The following is a 24,326-nucleotide window of genomic DNA, read 5'->3' as shown; positions in this document are numbered from 1 at the left end:
CAGCGTCGTCCCGGGCAAGCCAACGGGTCGGCGCAAAGAGCCGCCCGATGACAGGCTCCGCGCGACCCGGGAGCCATAACCACCAATGTGAATTGTCTGAAGAGCTGTCGCCACAGCGCGCTTCGACAATGCGGCCCTGTGGTTATGGGTCCCGGCTTTCGCCGGGACGACGTGGGGAAAGAGTCGGGCTCAGCCGCCGAGCTTGATGTCTTCCAGCAGCGAGGACGACACGCTCGGCACCTGCTCGCCTTCGCTGGCGCGCGAGATCGCGACGCGGGTCTTGTTGAAGGCGCTTTCGGCGCCGGCCTGGGCGTTGAGGTTGTTGAGCAGCTCGGAGACCAGCACGCTGTTCGGCGCCTTGCTATCGTCGGCGACCTTGCCCGGCGTTGCCGAGCTCAGCACGATGGTGTTCTCCGGCGGGCTGATCGGGGCGAGGCCGTGCGAGAACGCGCGGAAGCGGCGCTCATAGGGATTGCGGCGCGAGGCGTCGAGCACGACGAGCTTGGCCTTGGCGCCGCGCTCCTTCATCGCATCGAGCACGGACTCGACGCTGACGCCGGTGCGCTTGACGTCGGCTTCCTTCCAGATCGTGGCATCGATCGGGATCATGTAGCTCTCGCGGCCGACCTGCACGCCGTAGCCGCCGAAGAACAGCATCACGACGGTGTCGGGGCGGATCTTGGCCTTCATGCGCTCGACCGCGCGGAACATGTCGTCCTTGGTCGCATCCTCGACCACGTCGACGTCAAAGCCCTCGCGGCGCAGCGCCGACGACAGGGTGCGGGCATCGTTGATCGGCTGGGCCAGCGGCGCCGCGGCGTCCGGATAATGGCCGTTGCCGATGATCAGCGCGAGGCGGGACGTGCCTGCCGGAATGCTGCCGGTCAGCTCGGTGGGGGCGATCTTGTCGCCACCCTTGGCGACATCGAGGGTGCGCTTGTTGAGCGCGGCATGGGCGCCAATCGCCAGCGACACCGTGCCGGCCACCGCCACGCAGACGGCGATGGTGCGGCGGGAAATGCGAAGCTGCCTAAGGTCCATAGCGTTCCTAAGTCCCAATTCTTATCCCGATGGCGCTCAAGCGAAGATCGCGCCAGTTAGTCGCGTCAAAGACGTTCAGGTTTAATGGGGTTGAGGTGTGTGTGCCGTTGAATTGAACTCAATTTGCGGCGCCGCAACAAACGCTCCTTTAACCCGAACGGCCGCTCGGGGCAACCCGAATTGCCGCATGCCGCCGCCCGGCAGAGGCCATTGACGCCGTTAAGATCCCGTTACGTGATCTCTGTCACATTTGTATTCTTCAGGGATTCATGTAGCTTTCCAAAGGCTTGCGAGTTTGGGGCAGAGCGACAGGAAACTCCGTCGGGCGGCGGCGTTAACCGGTTCCTCGGGAAAGGGGATTGTTTGAGCTTCTTGGGCCTTCACGAGATCGCAAGCGCGGTGTGCCGGTCGCTGACTGTCAAGAAGGACGGCCCGTCGCTGTACGATGTCTGCGACCCCGTGCTGCAGGCCTATCGCGGCGGCGATGCCCATCTCGGAAAATTCTACCGGACCGCGCTCGGCAATCCGCCGCTGCGCGCGCTGCTCCGCCGCACCGGCCTGCCCGCGCTCAACGATCCCGACCGCCTCTCCGGCCTGCGCGCGGCGCTCACCGCGGCGCGCGACGTCGAGACGCCGGACTGGGCCGCGATCGGCACGCCCGTCGCAGTATTGATGGACGGTATCGGTGTGCGCCATCCGGCACCGCCCGCCGCGACCGCACCTGGCCGCCCGCCGGAGATCGCCGAGATCGACCGCGTGATCCGCCTGACCGGCGCGCATCTGTTGCGCTCGTTCGGCAGGAACGGCTTCATCCCGACCTATGCCGCCTTCAACCTGATCGGCGACCCCGACGTCGGCGGGCGCGAGCTGCTGATGGCGCTGACCGGGCTGAACGCGCGCGGCTACAAGAACTCGACCTTGCTGTTCAATCTGGCGCGGATCTTCATCGCGCATTCGCCGGCGCGCGCGCTGATCAACCCGGCCTGGCGCGGCATCGCCGAGCCGATGTGGGAGCCGGTGCAGATCCGCCACCGCTCGGCCTATTACGACGCCTTCTTCACCGAGGCGCTGCTCGGCTTCGTCGAGACCGGGCTCGCCTCGCCGGACGAAGCTGCTACCGCGCGGCGCGCGATCGCCGACATGGTGGACTTCTGCCTCAAGACCAGCGCCGAGGCGGTGCCGTCGCATGACGGCTCGACGGTGAAGGTCATCACCGCGCTGGCGCCGGGCCGGCATCCGCGCTTCTCGCGCTTCTTCGCCCAGATCAAGCAGGATCTCGGCTTCGGCATCTATGTGCCGGACTGCGACACCACGGCGTGCTCGTTCTCGGCCGCGACCCAGGCCGGCTCCGACGATCCGATCCTCAAGCAGCCGCTGCTCGACTTCTACCGCGGCTACCAGGTGCGATCGGGCGCCAACGAGCCGCGTGTCACCGTGCCGCTCAACGATCATCTTGATTACGAGGGCGGCGTCGTCACCTGGATCGACAATCTCGCCGGCGAGCGGCCCTATGGCAACGACCTCGATCCGACGCTGAACCTCGACATCCTCGAGGTCTCGTTCCGCAACCTCGCCCGCTGGCAGATCATCGAGACGCCGCAGCGGCTGGAGACCGTGCATCGCGTCATCGCCTTCCAGAAAAATCTGGTCGAAAGCGGCGCGTTCAAAAATCCGCGCTCGCACATCTATTATCTGCCCGAACTCTATTCGGCCTATTTCGGCCGCTGCTATGCCGCCTTCGTCGCGCTGCCGCTGGCGGCGCAACGCATCATCGATCCCGGCAACGTGTTCGCGCTGATCCGCGCCCGCGTGCTCGGCTATGTCACGCACGAGCTGATCGCCCACGAGATGAACCCGTTCGACGCCGCGCTGGCGCTGATGGCGCTGGCGCATCTCGGCGCCGAGATCTCGACCTTCACGCCGGCGCTGCACTGCATCGTGCAGGGCCTCGGCGAGGGCGGCCGCAAGGGGCCCTACCGGGCCTATGAGTGGAATAAGATGAAGACGCCAACCCGCATCCTGGTCGGCGGGCCGGAGGTGACCTCGGCGTTCGTGCTGATGGCGCTGGCGCTGGCGAAGCGACGAATGGCCGCGGTGTAGTTTCGTAGCCCGGATGGAGCGCAACGTAATCCGGGGTGTTGCCCGCCGACAAAGATTCCCGGATTGCGCGGAGCTCCATCCGGGCTACGGATAAAGACCAACGCCTCGTTGATACCCGATGACGCTGCGCTCTACTCAACCGGGCTGCGGGACTTCACCCTCCCCTGGAGGGGGAGGGTCGTATCGCGTCGCGCGAAGCAAGATGCGATATGGGGTGGGGTGATCTCTCAACACGGGCACTGCTCAAGTGGACAGACCTTCACCCCACCTCGGCTCGCATTGCGCTGCGCTTCATGCGACCCGATCCTCCCCCTCCAGGGGAGGATGGCGGACATCGGGGATGACGCGAAGTTGAAACTGGCGGAAACGCAACAGCACTGGCACGGTTGCCCAATTGCCCGCACAATCGTTGGGCACTGACCACTGCACGCTAAAAGCCATTTGAACGATAAGAACCTGGCCGGGAACGCCGATGTTCAAGACGCTGCTCACCGCGGGCCTGCTGCTCTCGCTGCCGACGCTGGCTGTCGCCGCCGACATCACCGGCGTGCCGAAGATCCGCGACGGCGACCAGCTCATGATCGGCAGCGTCCGCATCCGGCTCGCAGGCGTCGACGCGCCGTCGACCGACCAGCTCTGCCTCAACACCAAAGGCGAGCGCTGGACCTGCGGCGTCGCGGCGCGCGACGAGCTGATCAAGCATGCCGGCAACAAGACCTGGACCTGCCACGCCCGCTCGGTCGATCGCCGCGGCCGCACCATCGCGCGCTGCGAGGTCGACGGCGAGGACATCCAGAAATGGCTGGTCGCGAGCGGCTGGGCGCTGGCCTACACCCGCGCCTCGCATGACTACGAAGCCGACGAGAAGGCCGCGCGTGAGGCAAAAGCCGGGATGTGGCAGGGTGCCTTCATCGCGCCGTGGGACTGGCGGGTGCGCAACAAGAAGACCACCGTGCTCGGCGCGGTGAAGCCGCCGGATGGCGCCAACGCGATCCTGCTCGCCTCGGCCTCCGGCCCGGTGGCGCCCTCGCCCGACTGCACCATCAAGGGCAACGTCAACCGCTCCGGTGAATGCATCTTTCACCAGCGGACCAGCCGCTGGTACGCCAAGATCGAAATGAAGATCAGCAAGGGCACGCGCTGGTTCTGCTCGGTCGAGGAAGCCGAGGCCGCCGGCTGCCGCGAGACGCGGCGCTAGTCGGAAGTGCGATTGAGTTGTAGCCTCATCGGCACCGCTTGCGACGCTCTTTATGAGGAGAAAGCCCCCATCCGGATTGCATCTTCGATGCAATCCGACCTAAGAGCGAGCTTCGCTCGTCTCGACCCCCGCAAGCGGGAGAGGTGAAGGACCACGGCATGACCGATGTCGAGATCGATCCGCCTTCCGTGCGCCGGCGCAGCCGCCTCAGGCAAGCGCAGATGGCATTGCTGCTCGTCCTGGCGATCTACCTGATCGCAGCCTATCTGCTGCTGCCGGCACTGTGGACGCATTACGAGCATCAGAAGGGCCTCGCCAATCTGCCGATGGTGACGCGCACCGCGCAGGGCATTCCCGGCGATCCGATGAATGTCGGGCTGATCGGCGACACCAAGGATGTGGTCTGCGCGATGCACGAGGCCGGCTGGTTTCCGGCCGATCCGGTGACGCTGAAATCCTCGATCGAGATCGTGGGCAGCGTGCTGCTCGATCGTCCCTACAAGGATGCGCCGGTGAGCAACCTGTTCTATCTCGACCGCCGCGAGGATCTCGCCTTCGAGCGGCCGGTCGGATCGAGCGCGGACCGCCGCAACCATGTCCGGTTCTGGAGGGTGCTCGACCAGGGCGAGGAGAAACGTCCGGTGTGGCTGGGCGCTGCGACGCTCGACCGCAGCGTCGGCGTCAGCCACTACACCGGCGCGGTGACGCATCACATCGCGGCCGACCTCGACGCCGAACGCGCGCTGCTCGCCACTGACCTCGAGTCCGCCGGCATGGTCACCGCGAAATATCAGGTCACCGGCATCGGCCCGACCTTCAACGGCCGCAATGGCGGCGGCGATCCCTATTACACCGACGGCGAAATCTGGGTGCTGCGGCTGGTCGAGGCCTGCCGCAAGAACAACGGCACCGTCGAGCAGCTCCCGAGCCCCGCCGCGACCGAGTTGAAGGACCAGATCTGGCGCGCGGTCGTCGAATCGATCGGCAAATAGCATCGTGTCCCGCGGTTTTGGAAACGCTGGATTGCTTCGTCCTGCTCGCAATCGAAGCCGCGATGGAATAGTCTCCGCGCTTGACCCCTCACACGCATGATTTGCGCGCTTTATCCAAAAGGAACAGGACGATGACCGTTCGCGCGGGCCGGGAATTTCTGGCCATCCCCGGGCCCACCACGATGCCTGATCAGGTGCTGCAGGCAATGCACCGCCCGGCGCTCGACATCTACTCCAACGAGATGGTCGAACTGACTGAGAGCCTGCTGCGCGACCTCTCGAGGCTGTTCGCCACCCAGGGCAAGTCCTACATCTACATCTCCAACGGCCACGGCGCGTGGGAGGCGACGCTCTCCAACGTGCTGTCGCGCGGCGACAAGGTGCTGGTGCTGGAGAGCGGGCGCTTCGCGATCGGGTGGGGCCAGGCTGCGGCCGCGATGGGCGCCGAGGTCGAGGTGCTGAAGGGCGACTGGCGCCGCGCGATCCGTCCGGCCGAGGTCGAGGCGCGGCTGCGGCGCGACAAGGAGCACACGATCAAGGCGATCCTGGTGGTACAGGTCGACACCGCGTCCGGCGCCTATAACGACATCGAGGCAATCGGCAAGGCGATCAAGGCCGCCGGCCATCCCGCATTGTACATGGTCGACACCGTGGCCTCGCTCGGCTGCATGCCGTTCGAGATGGACAAATGGTATGTCGACGTCGCGATGAGTGGCTCGCAGAAGGGCCTGATGACGCCGCCCGGCCTCGGCTTCGTCGCCGCCAATGACCGCGCCTGGGACGCCCACAAGAAGGCCGATCTGCGCACGCCCTATTGGGACTGGACCGAGCGCGAGGGCTCGGAGCACTACCGCAAATATGCCGGCACCGCGCCGGTGCATCTCTTGTTCGCTTTGCGCGAGGCGATCAACATGCTGCACGCCGAAGGCCTGGAGAATGCCTTTGAGCGGCATCGCCTGCTCGGCGAAGCGGTGCGCCGCGCGGTCGCGGTCTGGGGTGAAGGACAGGTGCTCGGCTTCAACATCGCCGAGCCCGCCGAGCGTTCCAACACCGTGACGACGGTGACCGTGAAGGGCGCCGACCCCGCCGCGATCCAGCGCTACGCCAAGGAGAAATGCGGCGTCGTGCTCGGCACCGGCATCGGCGATTTGCAGGGCCAGGCCTTCCGCATCGCGCATATGGGCCACGTCAACGCCCCGATGATTCTCGGCACCCTCGGCGTCGTCGAGGTCGCGCTGACAGCGCTGAACATCCCGCACGGCAAGGCAGGCGCCGACGCCGCCATCCAGTGGCTCGGCGAGAACGTGAAGGCGTAGCTTGAGCCGGTCTGAGGCTTTAACCCGTCATCCTGAGGAGCCCGCCAAAGTCGGGCGTCTCGAAGGATCGACGGCCGCGCTCCCGCCGTGATCGAATCGGAGTGCGCGGAAGTAGCCGGGCCGTCGATCCTTCGAGGCTCGCTCCGCTCGCACCTCAGGATGACGGAAGAGTGGTCGGGGAATAACGCAACGAAGAGGTGCCACGACTTTTTGACGGGGCACGAGCACTTTTCGTCGTCATCATTTTCCGCTTTACTGCCGGCAACAGCCGGGCACGGATCCCTGCGACACAACAAAATGGAGGGACCGCTTGGCATCGGTGGAATTGCGCGGCCTGGTCAAGCGGTTTGGATCGTTTGTCGCGGTTGATGATGTTTCGCTCACGATCGATCATGGCCAGCTGGTCTGCCTGCTCGGGCCGTCCGGCTGCGGCAAGACCACCACGCTGCGGCTGATCGCCGGGTTCCTCGAACCATCCGACGGCGAGATCCGCGTCGGCGAGCGCGTGGTGTCATCGAAGGCGCGCACGCTGCCGCCCGAGCAGCGCAACATGTCGATGATCTTCCAGAGCTACGCGCTGTGGCCGCATATGACGGTGGCGGAGAACATCGTCTACGGCCTGCGCTTGCGCAAAATGGATCGCGACACCATCGCCAAGAAGCTCGCCGCGATCCTGGCCACCACCAAGCTGGAACCACTGGCGCAGCGCTATCCGGGCGAGCTCTCCGGCGGCCAGCAGCAACGCGTCGCGCTGGCGCGCGCGCTGATCGTCGGCCCCGAGACGCTGCTGCTCGACGAGCCGCTGTCGAATCTCGACGCCAATCTGCGCGAGGAGATGCGATTCGAGATCCGCCGCCTGCACGACGAATATCGCTACACCACCGTCTACGTCACCCACGACCAGTCCGAGGCGATGACGACCGCCGACCTGATCGCGGTGATGAATGCCGGCAAGATCGACCAGCTCGGCAGCCCTGAGGACATCTATGCGCGGCCGGAATCGGAATTCGTCGCGCGCTTCATCGGCGCCGCCAACGTGATCAAGGGCACCGCGCGCGATGCGAACCATGTGGAGTTCGCCGGCGCAACGCTCGAGGTGGTCGGCGCCACGCTGACGACCGGCCAGAGTGCGCCGGTCGCGATCCGCCAGCACGAGATCCAGTTCGCGACGCAACCGCCCGCGGCAGCGCAGAACACGCTCAAAGCCATCGTGACGCGGCAGGTCTATCTCGGCATGAATCGCGACTACATGCTGGAGACCGCTGACGGCACATCGCTGCGGGTGACCACGCCGACCGAAACCGCAGTCGAGAAGGGCAGCGAGGTCTGGCTGACCCTGCCGCCCGCGCGCTGCCGGGCGCTCAGCCGATAACAACAAGAAACGGAGCGAGCGATGCGGAAGCCGATTTCCAGACGCGATGTCCTGAAAGGCTCTGCGGCGCTTGCGGTCGGCACGGTGTTCGCGTCACCGGCACGCGCCGCCGCGCCCGAGCCGGTCGCAATCACGCCCGATCTCGTCGCCGCCGCGACCAAGGAAGGCAAGCTCGTGTTCTATTCGTCGATGGACCTGCCGGTCGGCGAAAAGCTCGGCAAGGCGTTCGAGGCCGCCTATCCCGGCATCACCGTGCAGATCGAGCGTTCCGGCTCGGAGCGGCTGTTTCAGCGCGTGGCGCAGGAATTCGATTCCAACATCCACGCCGCCGACGTCGTCAACAGCGCCGATGCCTCGCATTTCATCCCCTGGAAGAAGAGCGGCTGGCTGATGCCGTTCGTGCCCGAGGACGTCGCGAAGCATTTTCCCGACAATTACCGCGACCCCGACGGCATGGCCGTGACCACGCGGCTGTGGCTGTCGTCGATCGCCTACAACACCAATCTGGTGAAGGCGGAGGACGCGCCGAAGAGCTTTGCCGACCTGCTCGACCCGAAATGGGTGGGCAAGATGGTGAAGGGCCATCCTGCCTATAGCGGCACCATCATGACCACCACATTCCAGATCGTGCGCGAGCTCGGCTGGCCTTACCTCGAAAAGCTCGCAAAACAGCGCGTGATGCAGGTGCAGTCCTCGACCGACCCGCCGAAGAAGCTCTCGCTCGGCGAGCGCGCCGTGATGGCCGACGGCAATGAGTATGGCATCGTGCTCTTGAAGGAAGCCGGGCAACCGGTCGAGCCGGTCTATCCGACCGAGGGCACGCCGACGATCTCGGGTCCCACAGGCATCTTCGCCGGCGCGCCGCATCCGAACGCCGCAAAGCTGTTCCAGGCCTGGCTGCACAGCCGCGCGACCCAGCAATTCTTCGTCGACTTCACCGGCCAATATTCGCTGCACGCCCAGGTGCAGCCGAAGGCCGGCCGGCGCAAGCTTTCCGACATCAAGCTGATGAAAGAGGACCCGGCGGGGGTGGAGGCGATGACCGAAGAGATCAAGACCCGCTATGCGCGCTTGTTCAGGGTTTGAGCGATGAAGGGCGCGGTGCACACTTCCTTGCCTCGCCCCGCTTGCGGGGAGAGGCCGACGCGCATCGCAAGATGCGCGGCGGGTGAGGGGGACTCTCCGCGCATTCGGTGTCTGCGGAGGCAGCCCCTCACCCCACCCCTCCAAGAGCAAGCTTCGCTTGTCTCGACCCCGCAAGAGCGGGGCGAGGGAGTCGAAACAGCTTGCAGCGTGCCAACATGACAACAACCGCCTCCCCCGCCGCAAAGCCCCGCATCGACTGGACACGCCCCGTGATGTGGCTGTTCGCGGCGCTGCTCATCCTGCTGATCCTGCTGCCGCTGTCGTGGCTCGCGGTGTTTGCCTTCACCGACAAGAGCCGGTATCCGACGCTGCAAAACTTCGTCACGCTGTTCAGCAATCCGGATTTCCTCGATCCGCTGCTGACGACCGCGATCATCGCGACCACGTCGGCGCTGATCTGCTGCATCGTCGCGGCGCCGATCAGCTGGCTGGTGTCGCGCACCGACATGCCGGGGCGGCAGACCATCCGCGCACTGGTCACGGCCTCGTTCGTGACGCCGCCATTTCTCGGCGCGGTCGCCTGGGAACTGCTGGCGGCGCCGAATTCCGGGCTGCTGAACCAGCTCTACCGGCTGTTCGCCGGCGAGGACGCCGACGCGCTGTTCAACATCTATTCGATGACCGGGATCATCTTCGTGATCTCCTGCTACACGTTCCCGTTCGTGTTCGTGCTGGTGGCCAATGCGCTCGACACCATGCCGGGCGAGCTCGAGGACGCCTCCGCGATCCTCGGCGGCAATGCCTGGACCACTGCGCGGCGGGTGACGATCCCGCTCGCGCTGCCCGCGCTGGTCGCGGGCGCCCTGATCGCGTTCCTGCAGGCGATGACGCTGTTCGGCTCGCCCGCGATCCTGGCGCTGCCGGCCGGCTTCCACACCATGACGACCAAGATCTGGAGCCTGTTCCAGTATCCGCCGAAGCTCGAGCTCGCGGCCGCCGCCGCGGTGCCGCTGCTAGTGCTGACCATCCTGCTGCTGCAGGGCCAGAAGGCGCTGCTCGGCCGCCGCGGCTATTCGGTGATCGGCGGCAAATATGGCGCGCCGCGCCGGGTCGAATTGCGCGGCTGGCGCTGGGCCGCGCTCGGCTTCTGCCTCCTGGTGCTGCTCAACCCGGTGTTCCTGCCTTACCTCGCGCTGCTCAACGCCGCGTTCTCGCCGAACGCGACCACGCTGGTGACGCCATCGACGGCGACGCTGCACAACATCGTCTTCGTGTTCACCGAGCTGTCGTCGACCCAGCTCGCGCTCAAGAACACCGTGATCCTCGGCACCGCGACCGCGACCATCGGCACCATCCTCGCGCTCGTCATCGCCTATGTCACGACGCGCAAGGTGATCGCGGGCCACCGCGTGCTCGGCTTCCTCGCCACCGCGCCGGTCGCGGTCCCCGGCATCGTGCTCGGCGTCGGCCTGTTCCTGAGCTACACGCGGCCGCCCTTCGTGCTCTACGGCACGCTGTGGATCCTGCTGCTGGCGTTCCTCACCATCAATTTGCCGTCCGCCTATCAGCAATTGCAGGCGGCGTTCGCGACCATCCATCCCGAGCTCGAGGAGGCAAGCCGCATTCTCGGCGCGACCCGGTTGCAGGCGCTGCGCCAGATCACCGCGCCCTTGCTGCGCACCGGCGTGATCGCGACCTGGTGCTTCATCTTCATCGGCGTGATGCGGGAACTGTCGGCGGCGATCGTGCTGTTCACCTCGCAGACCAAGGTGCTGTCGGTCCTGATCTACGACCTCAACGAAGGCGGCGACCTCGCCGCGATCGCGGTGCTCGGCATCGCGATGCTGGTGATCACCTTCGCCGTGGTGCTGGCAGTGAACCGGATTCCGATGTCCGGCGGCAATGCCGGCGCGCGGCTGCGGAACGGGTAGCTCGCCCTAACCACGTCGTCATTGCGAGGAGCGAAGCGACGAAGCAATCCATTCTATCCCTTCGGGGAACGATGGATTGCTTCGCTTCGCTCGCAATGACGAAGCAACCAAGGATGCCCGCCCCATCTGGCAATCGCCACATTCATCCCGATATAGAGCGGAACCCCGCACCATGAGGATCGTGTGACCAAATCCGCCACCACAACATCGCCCCCGGTCGCGCCGCGCCGGCCGCATTCCTTCACCACCCACGGCATCACGGTGACCGACGACTATGCGTGGATCAAGGATCCGAAATGGCAGGAGGTGCTGCGCGATCCCTCGATCCTCGATCCCGACATCCGGGCCTATCTCGAAGCCGAGAACGGTTACACCGAGAGCCTGCTCGGCCATACCGACGTGTTGCAGAAGCGGCTGGTCAAGGAGATGCGCGGGCGGATCAAGGAGGACGATTCCAGCGTGCCGTCGCCGGACGGCCCGTTCGCCTATTTCCGCAAGTTCCGCGAGGGCGGCCAGCACGAGCTGTACTGCCGCACGCCGCGCGACGGCGGCGACGCTCATGTCGTGCTCGACGGCGACGCGCTGGCGAAGGACCACAAATATTTCAAGTTCGGCGGCAGCCGGCATTCCAACGATCACCGCCTGCACGCCTGGAGCGCCGACACCAAGGGCTCCGAATATTTCTCGATCCGGGTGCGCGACTGGGCCACCGGCGGCGATCTCGACGACCTCGTCGAGGAGACCGACGGCGGCGTGGTCTGGGCCGCGGATTCCAAAAGCTTCTTCTACGTCAAGCTCGACGACAATCACCGGCCGATGCAGGTGTGGCGGCACAAGCTCGGCACCAAACAGGCCGACGACACGCTGATCTATGAGGAGCAGGATTCCGGATGGTTCACCCACCTGCACGAGAGCGCGAGCGGCCGCTTCTGCGTGATCGCGGGCGGCGACCATGAGACCTCGGAACAGCGGCTGATCGATCTCTCCAGTCCCGACGCGCCGCCGCGGCTGGTCGCGGCACGCGAGGAAGGCGTACAATATTCGATCGCCGACCGCGGCGACGAGCTGTTCATCCTCACCAACGCCGACGACGCCATCGACTTCAAGGTCGTCACCGCGCCGCTCACCGCACCCGAGCGCAGCAACTGGCGCGACCTGATCCCGTATCGCGAAGGCGTCTATGTGCTCGACGTCGAGCTCTATGCCGGCCACATGGTGCGGCTGGAGCGTGCCAATGCGCTGCCGGCGATTATCATCCGCGACCTCAACAGCGGCGAAGAGCACGCGATCGCCTTCGACGAGGCGGCCTATTCGCTTGACACCATGGGCGGCTACGAGTTCGACACCACCAACCTGCGGTTTGCCTATTCGTCGATGACGACGCCGTCGGAAGTCTATGACTACGACATGGCGACGCGGACGCGGAGCTTACGCAAGCGCCAGGAGATTCCGTCCGGCCACAACCCGGCCAACTACGTCACCACGCGCATCATGGCGACCTCGCATGACGGCGCGCAAGTGCCGGTCTCGATCCTGCATCGCAAGGATTTCGTTCGTGACGGCAAGGCGCCGCTTTTGCTGTATGGCTACGGCTCCTACGGCATGGCGATGCCGGCGTCGTTTGCCGCCAACCGGCTGTCGCTGGTCGACCGCGGCTTTGTGTATGCGATTGCGCATATCCGCGGCGGCGCCGACAAGGGCTGGGGCTGGTATCTCGACGGCAAGCGCGAGAAGAAGACCAACACGTTCGACGATTTCGCCGCCGCCGGGCGGGCGCTGATCGAGGCGAAATATACCGGTGAGAAGCGCATCGTCGGCCATGGCGGCTCGGCGGGCGGCATGCTGATGGGCGCGGTCGCCAACCGCGCCGGCGAGCTGTTCGCCGGTATCGTCGCCGAAGTGCCATTCGTCGATGTGCTCAACACCATGCTCGACGACACGCTGCCGCTGACGCCGCCGGAATGGCCGGAATGGGGCAATCCGATCGAGAGCGAGAAGGATTTCCGCACCATCCTGTCCTATTCGCCCTACGACAATGTCGCGGCCAAGGACTATCCGGCGATCCTGGCGATGGGCGGGCTCACCGATCCGCGCGTCACCTATTGGGAGCCGGCGAAATGGATCGCGCGGCTGCGCGCCACCATGCGCGGCGGCGGCCCGGTGCTGCTGCGCACCAACATGGGCGCCGGCCACGGCGGCGCGTCCGGCCGCTTCAACCGCCTCGACGAGGTCGCGATCGTCTACGCGTTCGCGCTGTGGGCGGTCGGGATGGCTGACAAGGCTGAGGTGTAGGGTGCCGGTTGGCTTGCGCGGTCCCCTCCCCATCGTCGTCCCGGCGAAGGCCGGGACCCATACCGCGTGATCTATCGAGCAAGGCAGTCACAGTACCACGGCACACAACGCAACTGCCAGTCTTCGCCAAACTCCTCCCTGTGGTTATGGGTCCCTGCTTTCGCCGGGACGACGGCGGGATGTATGGCGATCGCTTATCAAGGACGACGGCGGAGAGTGAGGCGCTACCGCCCCTTCGCCTTCCGCCACGTCGCGAAATCCTTCAGCGTCTGTTCGTCGGTCGCAGGATAGAGCCCGAAGATGCCGCGACCGTTCTGGACCTGCTCGGTGACGAAATCCTCGAACGCGGTCATCTCGAAGGTCTCGTCGGCGATCTCGTCGGCGAGATGCGCCGGGATCACGATGACGCCGTCGCTGTCGCCAAGGACGACGTCGCCGGGAAACACCGGCGCATCGCCGCAGCCGATCGGCACGTTGATCTCGATTGCCTGGTGCAGCGTGAGGTTGGTCGGCGCGCTCGGGCGATGATGAAAGGCCGGGAAGCCGAGCCGCGCGATCTCGGCCGAATCCCGGAAGCCGCCGTCGGTGACAACGCCGGCGCAGCCACGCTTCATCAGCCGCGTCACCAGGATCGCGCCGGCCGACGCGGCGCGCGCATCCTTGCGGCTGTCCATCACCAGCACCGCGCCCACGGGGCACTCCTCGATCGCCTTGCGCTGCGGATGCGCGCGATCGCGGAACACCTCGATCTTGTTGAGGTCCTCGCGCGCCGGCATGTAGCGCAGCGTGAAGGCCTCGCCGACCATGGTCGGCTGATCCGGGCCCAGGGGATGAACATCCTGGATCATCTGGATGCGGAAACCGCGCTTGAACAGCGCGGTCGCGACCGTCGCGGTGGAGACGGATTTCAGCTTGTTGCGGGTGGTGTCGCTGAGTTTTGACATGATGATTTTTCCGATTGTCATTCCGGGGCGGGCGCTACAGCGACCGAACCCGGAATCTCGAGGTTCCGGGTTCGATGCTGCGCATCGCCCCGGAACGACAGTGATCAATAAATCGACGGCTCGCCGACCGGCTTGCCAAAGCCGGTCTCGAGGAAATCGAAGTCGCAGCCCTCATTGGCCTGCTTGATGTGCTTCGAGAACATCCAGCCATAGCCGCGCTCGAAGCGCTGTTCGGGCTGTTTCCATTCGGCGCGGCGCCTGGCCAGCTCCGCCTCCGGCACATCGAGATTGATGGTGCGCGCGGCGACGTCGAGCGTGATGCGGTCGCCGTTCCTCACCAGCGCCAGCGGGCCGCCGATATAGGATTCCGGCGAGACGTGCAGGATGCAGGCGCCGTAGCTGGTGCCGCTCATCCGCGCGTCCGACAGCCGCACCATGTCGCGCACGCCCTGCTTCACCAGCTTGGTCGGGATCGGCAGCATGCCCCATTCCGGCATGCCCGGCCCGCCCTGCGGACCGGCATTGCGCAGGATCAGCACGTGATCGGCCGTGACGTCGAGATCGGGATCATCGACCGCCTTCTTCATCGACGGATAGTCGTCGAACACCAGCGCAGGCCCGGTGTGCTTGAGGAAACGCGGATCGCAGGCGCTTGGCTTGATGACGCAGCCGTCGGGCGCGAGATTCCCCTTCAACACCGCGAGCGCGCCCTCCTTGTAGATCGGGTTGTCGACGGTGCGGATGACGTCGTCATTGTGCACCTCGGCGCCATCGATGTTCTCGCCGAGCGTCCTGCCTGACACGGTCATGCAGTCGAGATGCAGATGCGGCTTGATGCGGTTCATCAGGCCGGGCAGCCCGCCGGCATAGAAGAAATCCTCCATCAGATAGAGGTCGCCGCTCGGCCGCACATTGGCGATCACAGGCACCTTGCGGCTCGCTTTCTCGAAATCGTCCAGCGAAATGTCCTGGCCGGCGCGGCGCGCCTGCGCGATCAGGTGAATAATGGCGTTGGTCGAACAGCCCATCGCCATCGCGACCGTGATCGCGTTCTCAAAGGCCTTGCGGGTCTGGATCTTCTGCGGCGTGAGATCCTCCCACACCATCTCGACGATGCGGCGGCCGGCCTCCGAGCTCATGCGGATGTGGTTGGCGTCGGCCGCGGGGATCGACGAGGCGCCCGGCAGCGTCATGCCGATGGCCTCCGCGATCGCGGTCATCGTCGAGGCCGTGCCCATGGTCATGCAGGTGCCGTAGCTTCGGGCGATGCCGGCCTCCATGTCGACCCAGTCCCTGTCGGAGATCTTGCCGGCGCGGCGCTCGTCCCAGTATTTCCAGGCGTCCGAGCCGGAGCCCAGCGTGCGGCCCTTCCAGTTGCCGCGCAGCATCGGTCCGGCAGGCAGGTAGATCGCCGGCAGGTTCATGCTGGTGGCCCCGAGCAGCAGGCCGGGCGTGGTCTTGTCGCAGCCGCCCATCAGTACCACGCCGTCGACCGGATGGCCGCGCAGCAGTTCCTCGGCGTCCATCGCCAGCATGTTGCGGTAGAGCATCGTGGTCGGCTTCAACAGCGATTCCGACAGCGACAGCGCCGGCAGCTCGAGCGGAAAACCGCCGGCCATCAGCACGCCGCGCTTGACGTCGTCGACCCGGCTCTTGAAATGCATGTGGCAGGGCTGCGCATCCGACCAGGTGTTGATGATCGCGATCACCGGGCGGTCGCGCCACTCCTCCGGCGCGTAACCCATCTGCATTGCCCGCGACCTGTGGCCGAAGGCGCGCAAATCATCGGGCGCAAACCAGCGCGCGCTGCGCAATTGATCCGGGGTCTTGTTCTTCTTCGTCATCGCCATGGGTCTCGACATTGCTCGCACGCGCGCGGTTCCGGCGCGCTTGCCCTGTGTCAGGCATATACTCGATTTTCTGACATGTCGTCCCGCCCCCGGCGCAGACGTGCCGTTCGCTGAACGTGCGCCGCACACGCTCCGCAATGTGGCAATCGGAACGTAAACCGGCCCTAGGTTATTTTTGCTGCGCCGTCATCACGATGCGGACCAGATCGGCGGCGTTGCGCGCGCCGAGCTTCTTCATGATGTTGGCGCGGTGATCCTCGATCGTGCGCGGACTGATCCCGAGATGGCGCCCGGCTTCCTTGTTGGAGGCGCCCGCGGTGAACTGCTCGAGCACCTCGCGCTCGCGGCGGGTCAGCGGCTCGCGACCCGGGAAGTGCAGCGCGGCGATCCGCGACGCGGAGGTCTCGGCCTGGCGCCTGGTGTAGGCGTCGATCGCCTCGTTCAGACGGCTCACGATCTCGTTGCCGCGGAACGGCTTCTCGATGAAGTCGAGCGCGCCGTTCTTGATGGCACTGACCGCCATCGCGATGTCACCCTGACCGGAGATCATGAAGATCGGCGCCGGATAATCCTCGCCATGCAGCTCTCTCAGGATATCGAGGCCGGATTTGCCGGGGATATGAACGTCGAGCAGGATGCAGGCTGGCGTCCTGCTGCGCGCCACCGCGAGCAACGCCGCGCCGTCCGCAAAGCAGATCACCTTGTAACCAGCGGTCGACAGGACCACTGAAAGCGTCTCGCGAACGGCAGGATCGTCGTCGACTACAAAGATTTCCCCGCGCGGAGCGCCATTTTCAACCATATGCATCGTCCATCAGTGGTGAAGCGTGCTGCCCTGACCGCACAAGAACTAACTCGACCATCTCGATCAATGGACCCGTATTTGTACGGGACGTCCGCTTAACGCACAAGTAGCACCGCGTTCCCTAAAAGTGGGGGGCAGTGGAGAAACATGCATGGAAAATGCAGCGTCGGACCGCGTTGCAGCGCGCTTGGACGAGGGCCATGATCCCTACGGTCTGATCGTGACGGACCTGGTCGCGCTGATTGGCCATGTCCAGGCGAGCCTGCGGCTGATCGAAGCGGCGATCGCGCGCGAGGCCGTGCTGGCCGCGCGGCAGGCCGACGTCGACACCGTCGTTCTCGACGACGTTACCCCGCGCTATCTCACAGCATCCACCGCCCTGAAGACATGCGATGCCGGCCTCGGCACGACGCTCGACCGCCTGTGCGATTCCGGGGCAGCAGCGCGTCTGCTGAACTGACCCGCCGCCACCGACGGGTTCGGCCCAATCACCTCGATTGTCCCGACGACGCCCAACCCATCAGGCGACGATCCGTTCCACGCATCGTCCGGATTGGCCGCGGGCCTTGCCCGCCCGGTCGGATAGGCCTTCTTGACGTCAGGCCCTGGCCCGCTCTTCGTCCGCGGCCGATCGGCGTTTGCTCGGCTTCCCCTTGAGGAAACTGACGTCCATTTCGGTGCCGTTGACGCGGACCAGTTCGCAACGGCGATAGGCAAGGCCGGTCGAGGACAGCAGGAGGAAAAACTCCTTCAGGTTGAGCCCCTGAATGGAACCTTCGACGGTCAGCGAGGCATCGGTGTCGGAGATGGCATTGAGCTGGCAGTCGCGCCGCCAGGTGCCGTCGATGGCCATGATGCAGACATCGACGCCCCGGCTGAAGGTGACCCGCTCGATGGATTTGCCGTCCTCGGTCATCGCTCAATATCCGACCGCCATGGCAGGCTTCGGCATGGCGAGCCCGGCCCGCACCCCGCTCGGCCGGTACAGGCCGCGCCGCTCGGGAATCGGCTTGAACGTGTCGGTCAGGCCGACCACGGTTTCGGCGGCGCCCAGCACCAGGAAGCCGTCGGCCTCCATCAACCGGGCGAGACGGTTGAAGATGCTGATCTTGGTGTCCTGATCGAAATAGATCAGCACGTTGCGGCAGAAGATCACGTCGAACGTGCCGAGCTGGGAGAAATCGTGCAGCAGATTGAGCTGGCGGTGCTGGACCATCGCGCGCAACTCGGGATTGACCTGCCAGAACTCACCCGACTGCTTGAAGTACTTGACCAGCATCTGGATCGGCAGCCCGCGCTGCACCTCGAACTGGCTGTAGATGCCGGCCTTCGACTTCTCCAGTACCTCCTGCGACAGATCGGTCGCGATGATCTCGACGCGCCATCCGGCAAGCGCCGCGCCCATTTCCTTCAGGCACATCGCCAGCGAATAGGGCTCCTGGCCGGTCGAGCCGGCGGCGCACCAGATCCGGACGCTGCGGCGCGCGGCGCGTGCCTTCAGCACCTCCGGCATGATGGTGTCGCGGAAGTGCTCGAACGGCACCTTGTCGCGGAAGAAGAACGTCTCGTTGGTGGTCATGGCCTCGACCACTTGGACGGTGTGCGTGGACGAGCCCGCCTTGATCTTGGCGACAAGGTCGGGAATGCCGGACAGGCCGCTTTTGCGCGCCAGCGGAAGCAGGCGGCTCTCGATCAGATATTGCTTGTCCGCGGACAGATCGAGACCGGACTGGTCCTTCAGGAGCTTACGCAGATACTCGTAGTCGGGGGGCGTCACGGGAGCCTCACAAGGGACTGAATGGTGAAACTGGGTGTCAGGCTTCGGCCGACGCGTCGAGCGCCAGCAGGCCCACTTCCTGGAATTTCGCGATCACGATGTCCTTGTCGAACGGCTTCATGATGTATTCGTTGGCGCCGGCATGCAGCGCCCGCGAGATGTGGTCGATGCCGTTCTCGGTGGTGCAGAACACGACCTTGGGCTGATCGCCGCCGGGCATGCGACGGAGCTGCACGAGGAATTCGAAACCGTCCATGACCGGCATGTTCCAGTCGAGCAGCACGGCATCCGGCAGCGCGCGCTTGCAGGCTTCGAGCGCGACCGCGCCGTCCTCGGCCTCGATGACGGTGAATTCCATTCCTTCCAGGATGCGGCGCGCGATCTTTCGCACCACGCCGGAATCGTCGACGACGAGACATGTCTTCATGTGTTGGCCTCCCTGTGGAATCCACCGTCTCCGCGGTGGAGTGTTACGCTGCAGCAGCTGTTTTGGGCACCAGTTCGAGCACGCGATCGATATCGAGGACGACCATGAGCTGGCCGTCGAGGCGGTGGACGCCGCCGGCGAGCTTGGCCATGCGGGGATCGAGGTTGACCGGGTTGTCCTCGCGGCTGTTTTCGGAGAGCCGCAGCACCTCGCCGATCTGGTCGATCAACAGGCCGTAGGATTCGCCGCGCTGGTCGACGCCGACCGCCATCGGAGGCTTACCGTCGTCGGCCTTCGGCAGCCCGAGCCGGGCGCGCATGTCGACCACGGTGACGATACGTCCGCGCAGATTGAGCACGCCGGCGATCTCGCTGGAGGCCAGCGGCACCCGCGTCAGCCGCTCCGGCATGAACACGTCCTGCACCCGCGAGATCGGCAGGCCGAACAGCTGCCCGCCGATCACGGCGGTGACGTATTCGGCCATCGCGCCTTCGCTTGTCTCGGTCTTGCTGGTCATCGATCCCTGTCCTTATCCCGTGTCAGGCCGCGCGGCGCAGTTCGGCGGTCTGCTCTTTCAGCGCCGCGATCAGCCCGGGACGATCAAACTTGGCGACATAGTCGTGGAAGCCGGCCTGCCGGCCGCGCTCGATCGCCGCCGGCGACACCATCGCCGACAGCGCGATGATCGGCAGCCCGATCAGATTGTGGTCCGAGCGGATGTTCTCGGCGAACTCAAAGCCGTTCATCTCGGGCATCTCGATGTCGGTCAGCACGACGTCGAAGCTCTGTCCCGAACGCAGCGCGGCGAGCCCTTCCTGCGCGCCGCCCGCGGTCCTGACCTTGTAGCCGGCGGCCTTCAAGACCGGCGCCAGCATGTTGCGGAAGAAGGCACTGTCATCGACCAGCAGCACCGACTGCGCCGAGGCCGACGGCCGCATCTCCTTGCGCGAGAACCAGTCGGCGAACGCCATCGGCAGGAAGTGGCCGACGTCGATCACCTCGGTGGCCTGGCCCTTGATCACGGCCGAACCGAGGATGCCGTCCTGCGAACCCGCGACCTCGATGTTGAGCCGCTCCTCGACGATGTCGATGATCTCGTCGACCACGAGCCCCATCGAGCGGCCGTCGTCGGCGAACACCAGGATCGGCTGCGAGCCCTGCGACTGCACCTCGACGCCGGCCATCTGCACCAGCGGCATCAGCTGCTCGCGGTACTGCACCATGTAGCGGCCGTTCGAGAGCTCGATCTTGTCGGTTGCGATCTCCTCCAGCCGAGTGACGAGGCCGAGCGGCACCGCCTTGGGCTGCGAGGAGCCGGCGCGGAACACCAACAGCGAGGTCAGCTGCTCGCCGCTTGCGGCGTGGGCGTTCGCATTGTCGTCGGCGAGGTCATGGGCCGAGGAGCCGGACGCGCCGAGCGCTTTTGCAATCCCGTTGGGGTCGATGATCATGATGACGGCGCCATCGCCAAGGATGGTGTTGCCGGAGAACATGTCGATGTGCCGCAGCTTGGTCGACATCGGCTTGACCACGATCTCCTCGGTGTGGAACACGCCGTCGACCACGATGCCGAAGGTCTGGCTACCCACCTGAGTGACCACGATGAAGCCATTCTCGGCATCCGTAGTCGTCGCGCCGTCGTCGATCTTCAAGAGCTTCTTGAGGTGGATCAGCGGCAGCAGCTTGTTGCGCAGGCGCAAGACTGCGGTGTCCTTGATCCGCTCGATGCGGTGCTCGGAGTTGGCGCGGGCCCGCACCAGCTCGACGACAGACAATTGAGGAATCGCAAAGCGGTCGCCGCCGGCTTCCACGATCAAAGCGGAGACGATCGCCAAGGTCAGCGGGATCTTGATGGTGACCGAGGCGCCCTCGCCGGCCACGCTCTTGATGTCGATGGTGCCGCCGATCTGGTCGATATTGGTGCGCACCACGTCCATGCCGACGCCGCGGCCGGACACCGAGGTGACTTGGGCCGCGGTCGAGAAGCCCGGCGCGAAGATGAACTTGTGGATCTGGGCCTCGGTCATCTTCTCGAGCTCGGCCTCGGTGACGAGACCGTTTTGGAGCGCCTTGGCCTTGATCCGCTCGGTGTTGAGCCCGCGGCCATTGTCGGCGATGCAGATGATGATGTGGCCGCCCTCGTGATAGGCGGAGAGGCGAATGGTGCCCTGCTCCGGCTTGCCGGCGGCGACCCGCTCGGCGGTGGTCTCGAGCCCGTGATCGGCGGAGTTGCGCACCATGTGCGTCAGCGGATCCTTGATCAGGTCGAGCACCTGGCGGTCGAGCTCGGTGTCGGCACCGTGCATCTCGAGCTCGATCTGCTTGCCGAGCTCGCCGGAGAGATCGCGGACGATGCGCGGCAGCTTCTGCCAGGCATTGCCGATCGGCTGCATGCGCGTCTTCATGACGCCTTCCTGCAGCTCGGCGGTGACGTTGGAGAGCCGCTGCAAGGGCACCTTGAACTCGGTGTCCTCGTTGCGGCGAGAGATCTCCAGCAGCTGGTTGCGGGTCAGCACCAGCTCGGAGACCATGGTCATGAGGTGTTCGAGGGTGTCGACATTGACCCGGATCGACTGGTTGGCGATCTTGTCGCCTTCCTGGACGTCCTCAGCGGCCGCCTTGCGGGCCGGCTTCTTCACAGCCTCGGCCGGCTCGGCGGCGGGAGCCGCAGCGGCAGGCTTCGCGGCCGGCGCCGGTGCGGCGACTTCGGTCTCGGTCTCGCGGAAGGCGCGCTCGAGCTCGTCGAGCGAGACCTCGCCCGGACGCAGCGGACGCTCCAGCGTCTGCACCACCAGCGTGCCTTCGGTCATGTTAGCCTGCACGGACGGAGCTTCGACGACAGGCACGTCCTCTTCAGCGGCAACCGCCATCGCCGCCATGCCGTGCTCGACCATCGCCTCCAGCTGATCGATCAGATCGCGGTCATTGCCTTCGGGCTCGGCCTCGGTCGCCTCGAGCCCTGCAAGGATCTCCTTGATGCGGTCGATCGAGGACAGGATCAGCGTCACGGCTTCCGCCTTCACCGGCATGCCGTCGCGGAATTTGCCCATCAAGGTCTCGCCGGCATGCGCCAGCGCCTCGAGCCGCGGCAGCCCGAGGAAGCCGCAGGTGCCCTTGATGGTGTGCACAAGCCGGAAGATGTTATCCAGGATCTTCGCGTTGTTCGGATCCTGCTCGAACTGCACCAGCTGGTTGTCGACCGTATCCAGGCTCTCGCTGCTCTCCGTCAGGAACTCGCGCAACAGATCGTCCATGGATAGGTCCCCTCAAGGTGCTACGGAGCGCTCGCCTTGCATCGATAACTTGGCCGGCTTCACGGCGACGTTAATTTTGCCGTCCGTGCAAATACGGACGATGAAGCCCTTCTGCAGTTCGACGACGCATCACGACAACACGGCCGGTCTCACAAGGACAGGCCTTACCACCCGGACGGGAAAGAGCCCGTTCCACCGGTCATCGCAATTTGAACTAATTGGAATTGAGGACCGCTAAGTCTAGCAAAACGTTCGCGACATGACGACCGCCTGCATCCGAACGCGATCGCTCATTGGTTGAAGCCGGCGGGATGGCTAAGCGCCAAAGAAAAGGCGGCGGAGTTTCCTCCGCCGCCCCGATAGTCGATGTCTGTCGCCGCTACGCTTAGCGGAGCAGCTGCAGCACGCTCTGCTGCGACTGGTTGGCCAGCGCCAGCGCGGACACCGCGATCGACTGGCGGGTCGACAGCGCCTGGCTGTTGGCCGCTTCCTCGTTGGTGTCTGCCAGCGTCAGGTTGGACGAGCCGGTCTGCAGCACGTTGATCAGGTTCTTCGAGAAGTCCTGGCGGATCTGCACGATCGACAGGTTCGAACCAAGGGTCGAAGCCTGGGTGCGCAGCAGGCCGCTCGCGCTGTTCAGCGTCTTCAGCGTCGCGTTGGCCGAAGCGTTGTCCACGAAGTCCGTGCCGGCGGTCAGCTTGGTGAGGTTGAGGCCGGTGGCGTCGAAGGTCACGCCCTGGATCTTCAGCGTCGAGGAGCCCGTCTCGTTGAAGGTCAGCTTGAGCTGATCGCCATTGAGCAGGTTGATGCCGTTGTACGACGCGTCCTGGGCGGTCGTGGTGATCTGGTCCAGGATGTTGTTGTACTGGTTGACCAGGTTGGCGCGGTTCGCCAGCGCAGTCGGGTCCTGCACCGGAGCGCTGCCCGCAAGGCCGTTGAACAGCTTGCCGGCGCCGGCCGCCGTGCCGCCAATCGTGCCGATGGTCGCCGAAGCGGCATCGTTGGTGGTGCTGATGGTGAGCGCACCGGCCGCACTGAGCGAGGCCTGCAGGTTGTTGGCCGCCAGCGCGGCGTTCAGGTCGTTGAGGGACTTCACCTTGCCGGCACCGGTGCCGAAGGTGATGTTGGTCGCGGTGCCGTTGCCGGTTGCGCCGATGGTCAGCGTGAGGGTGTCCAGCGGGCTCGCGCCAGCCGTGCCGGTTGCGGTTGCCGTAGCACCGGCCGGGAGGCCGAGCTGCGTCGCGTCGCCCGAGCTGAACGTACCGACGGTGAGCGTGTCGCCGGTGCCGGCGGTGTTGGTGCTGGTCAGGACCAGCTTGCCGGTGCCGTCGATCGAGGCGGCGACCTTGGCGCTGGCGCCGACCTGCGTGTTGATCGCATCGCGAACCTGGGTGGCGGAGTAGTTCGTGCCCGAGTTCAAGGTCACAGTCTGGCTGTTGATCTGGAACGTCAGGTTCGCGCCGGCCGCGGTGAGGTCGATGCCGGTATAGGCGGCGGTGCTGGTGAGGGTCGCATTGGTCGGGGTCGCGGTGCCGAGCAGGTTGTCGGCGGTCGCGCCGGGGATCGCGGCGGTCGTCACCGACGACTTCGCGGAATAGCCGACGGCGGCCTGCAGGGCCTGGTTGGCGACCGACTTGGCGCTGTCGACGAGCTTCTGCAGCGAGGTGATGCCGGTGTTGGCGGCCTGCAGCACCTGCACGCCGTTGCCGATACCGTCCAGGAGGTTGTTGATGTCGCTGGCGCGGTTGTCGAGCGACTGCGCCGTGAAGAAGTTGGTCGGATTGTCGAGAGCAGTGTTGACCTTCTTGCCGGTGGACAAGCGGTTCTGCGTGGTGGCGAGCAGGTCAGCGGTCGACTGCAGCGAAAGCAGGTTTTGACGGACCGATGCCGAAAGAACGATGCCGGACATACTGGATACCCTTCTGGATGAACACGATTGAC

At 65.4% G+C, this 24,326-nt stretch carries 19 protein-coding genes; 9 read left to right on the top strand and 10 right to left on the bottom strand.

Going from position 1 to position 24,326, the window contains the following annotated elements; genetic code table 11:
• Positions 1-189: 189 nt before the first annotated feature.
• Entirely contained in the window at positions 190-1,041 is an 852-nt protein-coding gene (locus J2R76_RS29505; RefSeq protein WP_076834742.1) for a caspase family protein, read from the bottom strand.
• A gap of 372 nt (positions 1,042-1,413) precedes the next feature.
• Here J2R76_RS29505 and J2R76_RS29500 point away from each other — a divergent pair, with 372 nt between their 5' ends.
• The 8 genes from J2R76_RS29500 to J2R76_RS29465 all read left to right on the top strand — a co-directional run bounded on the left by J2R76_RS29500 (position 1,414) and on the right by J2R76_RS29465 (position 13,328).
• Positions 1,414-3,141, top strand: a complete 1,728-nt coding sequence (locus J2R76_RS29500; RefSeq protein WP_076834740.1) for a hypothetical protein — start codon at positions 1,414-1,416, stop codon at positions 3,139-3,141.
• Between the two features lie 472 nt (positions 3,142-3,613).
• Complete coding sequence (locus tag J2R76_RS29495; protein WP_057021088.1) at positions 3,614-4,339, top strand: thermonuclease family protein; 726 nt, start codon at positions 3,614-3,616, stop codon at positions 4,337-4,339.
• Between the two features lie 158 nt (positions 4,340-4,497).
• Positions 4,498-5,331 carry an LssY C-terminal domain-containing protein gene (locus J2R76_RS29490; RefSeq protein ID WP_076834750.1) on the top strand — a complete coding sequence of 278 codons (834 nt, stop codon included), beginning with the start codon at positions 4,498-4,500 and terminating at the stop codon, positions 5,329-5,331.
• A gap of 131 nt (positions 5,332-5,462) precedes the next feature.
• Entirely contained in the window at positions 5,463-6,647 is a 1,185-nt protein-coding gene (locus J2R76_RS29485; RefSeq protein WP_057021087.1) for an alanine--glyoxylate aminotransferase family protein, read from the top strand.
• 319 nt (positions 6,648-6,966) lie between these two features.
• Complete coding sequence (locus tag J2R76_RS29480) at positions 6,967-8,019, top strand: ABC transporter ATP-binding protein (protein WP_244559012.1); 1,053 nt, start codon at positions 6,967-6,969, stop codon at positions 8,017-8,019.
• 21 nt (positions 8,020-8,040) lie between these two features.
• Positions 8,041-9,105, top strand: a complete 1,065-nt coding sequence (locus tag J2R76_RS29475) for a substrate-binding domain-containing protein (protein ID WP_076834736.1) — start codon at positions 8,041-8,043, stop codon at positions 9,103-9,105.
• 215 nt (positions 9,106-9,320) lie between these two features.
• Positions 9,321-11,036, top strand: a complete 1,716-nt coding sequence (locus J2R76_RS29470) for an iron ABC transporter permease (protein WP_076834734.1) — start codon at positions 9,321-9,323, stop codon at positions 11,034-11,036.
• Between the two features lie 183 nt (positions 11,037-11,219).
• Entirely contained in the window at positions 11,220-13,328 is a 2,109-nt protein-coding gene (locus tag J2R76_RS29465) for a S9 family peptidase (RefSeq protein WP_076834733.1), read from the top strand.
• Between the two features lie 224 nt (positions 13,329-13,552).
• Here the strand turns inward: J2R76_RS29465 and J2R76_RS29460 are convergent, their stop codons facing one another.
• The 3 genes from J2R76_RS29460 to J2R76_RS29450 all read right to left on the bottom strand — a co-directional run bounded on the left by J2R76_RS29460 (position 13,553) and on the right by J2R76_RS29450 (position 16,924).
• Entirely contained in the window at positions 13,553-14,272 is a 720-nt protein-coding gene (locus J2R76_RS29460) for a ribonuclease activity regulator RraA (RefSeq protein ID WP_057021244.1), read from the bottom strand.
• Positions 14,273-14,376: 104 nt separating this feature from the next.
• A complete protein-coding gene (araD, locus tag J2R76_RS29455; protein ID WP_076834748.1) occupies positions 14,377-16,116 on the bottom strand; it encodes an L-arabinonate dehydratase in 1,740 nt (579 codons plus the stop codon).
• Positions 16,117-16,291: 175 nt separating this feature from the next.
• Positions 16,292-16,924: a response regulator transcription factor gene (locus J2R76_RS29450; RefSeq protein WP_018269422.1), complete on the bottom strand. Its 633-nt coding sequence runs from the start codon at positions 16,922-16,924 to the stop codon at positions 16,292-16,294.
• 154 nt (positions 16,925-17,078) lie between these two features.
• Between J2R76_RS29450 and J2R76_RS29445 the strand changes: the two genes are divergently transcribed.
• Positions 17,079-17,387: a hypothetical protein gene (locus tag J2R76_RS29445; RefSeq protein WP_057021082.1), complete on the top strand. Its 309-nt coding sequence runs from the start codon at positions 17,079-17,081 to the stop codon at positions 17,385-17,387.
• Positions 17,388-17,525: 138 nt separating this feature from the next.
• Here the strand turns inward: J2R76_RS29445 and J2R76_RS29440 are convergent, their stop codons facing one another.
• From J2R76_RS29440 to J2R76_RS29415, 6 genes are all read right to left on the bottom strand, one after another.
• A complete protein-coding gene (locus J2R76_RS29440; RefSeq protein ID WP_076834731.1) occupies positions 17,526-17,843 on the bottom strand; it encodes a pilus assembly protein PilZ in 318 nt (105 codons plus the stop codon).
• A gap of 3 nt (positions 17,844-17,846) precedes the next feature.
• On the bottom strand, positions 17,847-18,704 hold the full coding sequence (locus tag J2R76_RS29435; RefSeq protein ID WP_076834729.1) for a protein-glutamate O-methyltransferase CheR: 858 nt from the start codon (positions 18,702-18,704) through the stop codon (positions 17,847-17,849).
• A 37-nt stretch (positions 18,705-18,741) separates the two neighbouring features.
• Positions 18,742-19,131 carry a PleD family two-component system response regulator gene (locus tag J2R76_RS29430; RefSeq protein ID WP_018269419.1) on the bottom strand — a complete coding sequence of 130 codons (390 nt, stop codon included), beginning with the start codon at positions 19,129-19,131 and terminating at the stop codon, positions 18,742-18,744.
• A gap of 43 nt (positions 19,132-19,174) precedes the next feature.
• A complete protein-coding gene (locus J2R76_RS29425) occupies positions 19,175-19,648 on the bottom strand; it encodes a chemotaxis protein CheW (protein WP_253588546.1) in 474 nt (157 codons plus the stop codon).
• Between the two features lie 22 nt (positions 19,649-19,670).
• The gene (locus J2R76_RS29420; RefSeq protein ID WP_253625291.1) at positions 19,671-22,385 is read right to left on the bottom strand and encodes a hybrid sensor histidine kinase/response regulator; all 2,715 of its coding nucleotides are present in this window, start codon (positions 22,383-22,385) and stop codon (positions 19,671-19,673) included.
• A 385-nt stretch (positions 22,386-22,770) separates the two neighbouring features.
• A complete protein-coding gene (locus tag J2R76_RS29415) occupies positions 22,771-24,294 on the bottom strand; it encodes a flagellin (protein ID WP_076834571.1) in 1,524 nt (507 codons plus the stop codon).
• Between the last annotated feature and the right edge of the window lie 32 nt (positions 24,295-24,326).

The sequence above is a fragment of the Bradyrhizobium sp. USDA 4532 genome (assembly GCF_024171315.1).
Lineage (GTDB): Bacteria > Pseudomonadota > Alphaproteobacteria > Rhizobiales > Xanthobacteraceae > Bradyrhizobium > Bradyrhizobium australafricanum.
The sequence above is the reverse complement of the archived record's forward strand: the minus strand, read 5'-3'. Positions and strand labels throughout refer to the sequence as shown.

Excerpts from the sequence above, each read along its gene's own strand:
- J2R76_RS29450 (WP_018269422.1), bottom strand. The coding sequence starts at position 16,924 with ATGGTTGAAAATGGCGCTCCGCGCGGGGAAATCTTTGTAGTCGACGAC.
- J2R76_RS29490 (WP_076834750.1), top strand. The coding sequence starts at position 4,498 with ATGACCGATGTCGAGATCGATCCGCCTTCCGTGCGCCGGCGCAGCCGC.
- J2R76_RS29475 (WP_076834736.1), top strand. The coding sequence starts at position 8,041 with ATGCGGAAGCCGATTTCCAGACGCGATGTCCTGAAAGGCTCTGCGGCG.
- J2R76_RS29445 (WP_057021082.1), top strand. The coding sequence starts at position 17,079 with ATGGAAAATGCAGCGTCGGACCGCGTTGCAGCGCGCTTGGACGAGGGC.
- J2R76_RS29440 (WP_076834731.1), bottom strand. The coding sequence starts at position 17,843 with ATGACCGAGGACGGCAAATCCATCGAGCGGGTCACCTTCAGCCGGGGC.
- J2R76_RS29495 (WP_057021088.1), top strand. The coding sequence starts at position 3,614 with ATGTTCAAGACGCTGCTCACCGCGGGCCTGCTGCTCTCGCTGCCGACG.
- J2R76_RS29505 (WP_076834742.1), bottom strand. The coding sequence starts at position 1,041 with ATGGACCTTAGGCAGCTTCGCATTTCCCGCCGCACCATCGCCGTCTGC.
- J2R76_RS29430 (WP_018269419.1), bottom strand. The coding sequence starts at position 19,131 with ATGAAGACATGTCTCGTCGTCGACGATTCCGGCGTGGTGCGAAAGATC.
- J2R76_RS29420 (WP_253625291.1), bottom strand. The coding sequence starts at position 22,385 with ATGGACGATCTGTTGCGCGAGTTCCTGACGGAGAGCAGCGAGAGCCTG.
- J2R76_RS29460 (WP_057021244.1), bottom strand. The coding sequence starts at position 14,272 with ATGTCAAAACTCAGCGACACCACCCGCAACAAGCTGAAATCCGTCTCC.
- J2R76_RS29485 (WP_057021087.1), top strand. The coding sequence starts at position 5,463 with ATGACCGTTCGCGCGGGCCGGGAATTTCTGGCCATCCCCGGGCCCACC.
- J2R76_RS29470 (WP_076834734.1), top strand. The coding sequence starts at position 9,321 with ATGACAACAACCGCCTCCCCCGCCGCAAAGCCCCGCATCGACTGGACA.
- J2R76_RS29415 (WP_076834571.1), bottom strand. The coding sequence starts at position 24,294 with ATGTCCGGCATCGTTCTTTCGGCATCGGTCCGTCAAAACCTGCTTTCG.
- J2R76_RS29425 (WP_253588546.1), bottom strand. The coding sequence starts at position 19,648 with ATGACCAGCAAGACCGAGACAAGCGAAGGCGCGATGGCCGAATACGTC.
- araD (WP_076834748.1), bottom strand. The coding sequence starts at position 16,116 with ATGACGAAGAAGAACAAGACCCCGGATCAATTGCGCAGCGCGCGCTGG.